The 3,423-nt window shown below is 63.5% G+C and carries 2 protein-coding genes; one reads left to right on the top strand and one right to left on the bottom strand.

What is annotated here, in order from left to right; translation table 11 throughout:
- Positions 1 to 122: 122 nt before the first annotated feature.
- Positions 123 to 1,187 (bottom strand): 23S rRNA (cytidine(2498)-2'-O)-methyltransferase RlmM, encoded by a 1,065-nt coding sequence (rlmM, locus tag APH35_RS27825; RefSeq protein ID WP_060515835.1) that lies wholly within the window; start codon positions 1,185 to 1,187, stop codon positions 123 to 125.
- A gap of 224 nt (positions 1,188 to 1,411) precedes the next feature.
- On the opposite strand from rlmM, the gene acnA reads away from it, so the two are divergent.
- Positions 1,412 to 3,423, top strand: a 2,012-nt coding sequence (acnA, locus tag APH35_RS27820) for an aconitate hydratase AcnA (protein ID WP_060515834.1), incomplete at its 3' end; no start/stop codon positions are given.

The raw sequence follows: 3,423 nt of genomic DNA, 5'->3' as shown, positions 1-3,423 counted from the left end.
CCTGCGTCGCCTGGACTATCGCGCGCTTAGAAGCAAAAGCCGAAGCAAGAGCAAAGAGCAAAGAGCAAAGAGCAAAGAGCAAAGAGCAAAGAGCAAAGAGCAAAGAGCTAGGCGCGCTGTGCTTAGCGCGGTTTCAAATCAAGCCGACGCAGGTGACAAGTCACTTCCTCCCGGTCGTGATACAGCTGCTTGCAAGCAATCGACACCCGAATTTTGCGTGCCTTGAACGTCGCCTCCATGCGGTCGAGCAGCCGCCGTACTTCGGCATAACGCTGCTTCATCGGCAATTTCAAGTTGACCACCGCCTCGCGACACAGTCCCTCCCCCAGCCAGGTCTCGATCAGTGAGGTAGTACGCGCCGGCTTCTCGACGATGTCGCACACCATCCAGTCCACCGGCTGCTTCGGCTGCCAGGTGAACCCATCAGCCATCAGGTGCTGAACCAGCCCAGTATCCATCAGGCTTTCGGCCATCGGCCCGTTGTCGATCGCCGTCACCAACATGCCACGGCGCACCAGCTGATAGGTCCATCCCCCCGGCGAGGCCCCCAGGTCGACGCCGGTCATGTCATCACCCAGGCGCTGTTCCCACTGCTCACGCGGGATGAACTGATGCCAGGCTTCTTCCAGCTTGAGGGTCGAACGGCTAGGCGCCTCGCGGGGGAACTTCAGGCGCGGAATCCCCATGGGCCACAACGCGCTGTTGTTGGCTGGGGCAACACCGACAAAGACCCGCCGGCCACTGATGAAGCTGAGCAGCAAGCGCGGCCGACTGGCATCGTCGACCAGCCGGCCGGCCTTCTCCAGCGCCTTGCGCAACGGCACTTCGAACTTGCGGCAGAAGGTGGACAATTCCTTGCCTTCATTGCTGTCCAGCACCTCCAGCCACAGGCTGCCGAACACCGGGAAATCGGCCAGCTGCGACAGCAGCACACTGATGCGGTCAGTTTCCGGCAGCTCGACAAAACCACCACGGGCCCACTGCCGCGGGAAAATCAGCTGGTTGAAGCGCAGCTCCCCCATCAACCGCTCGGCACCGCCCTTCTCGCTGCAGACAAACTCGGCGCTGGCACTTTGCGGCTTGCTTTTGGCATAGCCGGAAACACCCAGGCGGGCGGCATGTTCGCTGATTTCGGCGCAAACCTCACCCTCGAAACCGGGCCGGCAATGCATGAACAGGGTATTCATTTCTCACTCCACTACGGCTGGCGCACCACAGGCGCCGGCAGGGCGGCGATGATAAAGGAAGTTCGGAACCTGCGACATGCCCCGCCGGTCCAGAAAAGGGTCAGTTAGGCGAAACCGGTCTAACCTGACCATTCAGCCAGGTCCGTGCCGTGCGGACCGATACAGAGCGGTGCTACCGGCAAACCGTGAGTAGTTGCCGGGCACCGGTGCAGAAGGAGTTGGCAATGCCCTCGCTCGATAGCCTGAACACGCTCAAGCCCCTCAAGGTCGGTGACCAGACCTACCACTACTTTAGCCTCACCGAGGCCGCCCGCCAGCTGGGTGACCTGCAGCGCTTGCCCATGTCGCTGAAGGTGCTGCTGGAAAACCTGCTGCGCTGGGAGGACGGCCATACCGTTACTGGCGACGACCTGCGCGCCCTCGCCCAGTGGCTGGGCGAGCGGCGTTCCGACCGCGAAATCCAGTACCGCCCGGCGCGGGTGCTGATGCAGGACTTCACTGGTGTACCGGCCGTGGTCGACTTGGCCGCCATGCGCGCCGCCATGGCCAAGGCCGGTGGTGACCCACAACGGATCAACCCGCTGTCTCCGGTAGACCTGGTGATCGACCACTCGGTGATGGTCGACCGCTACGGCACGCCGCAAGCCTTCAGCGAAAACGTCGACATCGAAATGCAGCGCAATGGTGAGCGCTACGCCTTCCTGCGCTGGGGCCAGAGCGCCTTCGACAATTTCCGCGTGGTGCCACCGGGCACCGGCATCTGCCACCAGGTCAACCTGGAGTACCTGGGCCGCACAGTGTGGACCCGTGAGGCCGACGGCCGCACCTATGCCTTCCCCGACACCCTGGTCGGCACCGACTCGCACACCACCATGATCAACGGCTTGGGCGTGCTCGGCTGGGGGGTCGGTGGCATCGAGGCGGAGGCCGCCATGCTCGGCCAGCCGGTGTCGATGCTGATCCCCGAAGTCATCGGCTTCAAGCTGACCGGCAAGCTGCGCGAAGGCATCACTGCCACCGACCTGGTGCTGACGGTGACGCAGATGCTGCGCAAGAAGGGCGTGGTGGGCAAATTTGTCGAGTTCTACGGCGACGGCCTGGCTGAATTGCCCCTGGCCGACCGCGCGACCATTGCCAACATGGCCCCGGAATACGGCGCTACCTGTGGTTTCTTCCCGGTCGACCAGGTCACCCTGGACTACCTGCGCCTGTCGGGCCGCCCCGAAGCGACCGTACAGTTGGTCGAGCAGTACTGCAAGGCTCAAGGCATGTGGCGCTTGCCCGGCCAGGAGCCGTTGTTCAGCGACACGCTGGCACTGGACATGCACGAGGTCGAAGCCAGCCTGGCCGGGCCGAAACGGCCGCAGGACCGCGTGGCACTGGGCCAGGTCAGCCAGGCCTTCGACCATTTCATCGAGCTGCAACCCAAACCACTGGCCAAAGAAGTTGGCCGCCTGGAAAGCGAAGGCGGCGGCGGTGTGGCAGTGGGCAACGCCGACCAGGCCGGTGAGATCGACTACAGCCATCAGGGCCAGACTCACACCCTGCGCGATGGCGCCGTGGTGATTGCCGCAATCACCTCGTGCACCAACACGTCGAACCCCAGCGTGATGATGGCTGCCGGGTTGGTGGCGAAAAAAGCGCTGGAAAAAGGCCTGCAACGCAAGCCCTGGGTCAAGAGCTCGCTGGCGCCGGGCTCCAAGGTTGTCACCGACTACTTCAAGGCAGCCGGGCTCACGCCTTACCTCGACCAGCTTGGTTTCGACCTGGTCGGTTATGGCTGCACCACCTGCATCGGCAACTCCGGCCCGCTGGACGAAGCGATCGAGAAGGCCATCGGCAGCGCCGACCTCACCGTGGCCTCGGTGCTATCGGGCAACCGCAATTTCGAGGGCCGCGTGCACCCTCTGGTCAAGACCAACTGGCTGGCTTCGCCGCCGCTGGTCGTGGCCTATGCGCTGGCCGGTAGCGTACGCATGGACCTCACCCGTGATCCGCTGGGCACCGGCAAAGACGGCCAACCTGTGTACCTGCGCGATATCTGGCCCAGCCAGCAGGAAATTGCCGAAGCAGTGGCCAAGGTCGACACGGCAATGTTCCACAAGGAATACGCCGAAGTGTTCGCAGGTGATGCGCAGTGGCAGGCCATCGAGGTGCCACAGGCCGCCACCTACGTGTGGCAGGCTGACTCCACCTACATCCAGCACCCGCCGTTCTTCGACGGCATCGGCGGGCC

Origin of the sequence: Pseudomonas sp. NBRC 111132, assembly GCF_001320565.1 — a bacterium.
In the GTDB taxonomy this organism is placed as follows: Bacteria; Pseudomonadota; Gammaproteobacteria; order Pseudomonadales; family Pseudomonadaceae; genus Aquipseudomonas; species Aquipseudomonas putida_P.
This window is presented reverse-complemented; position numbering and strand designations above follow the sequence as displayed.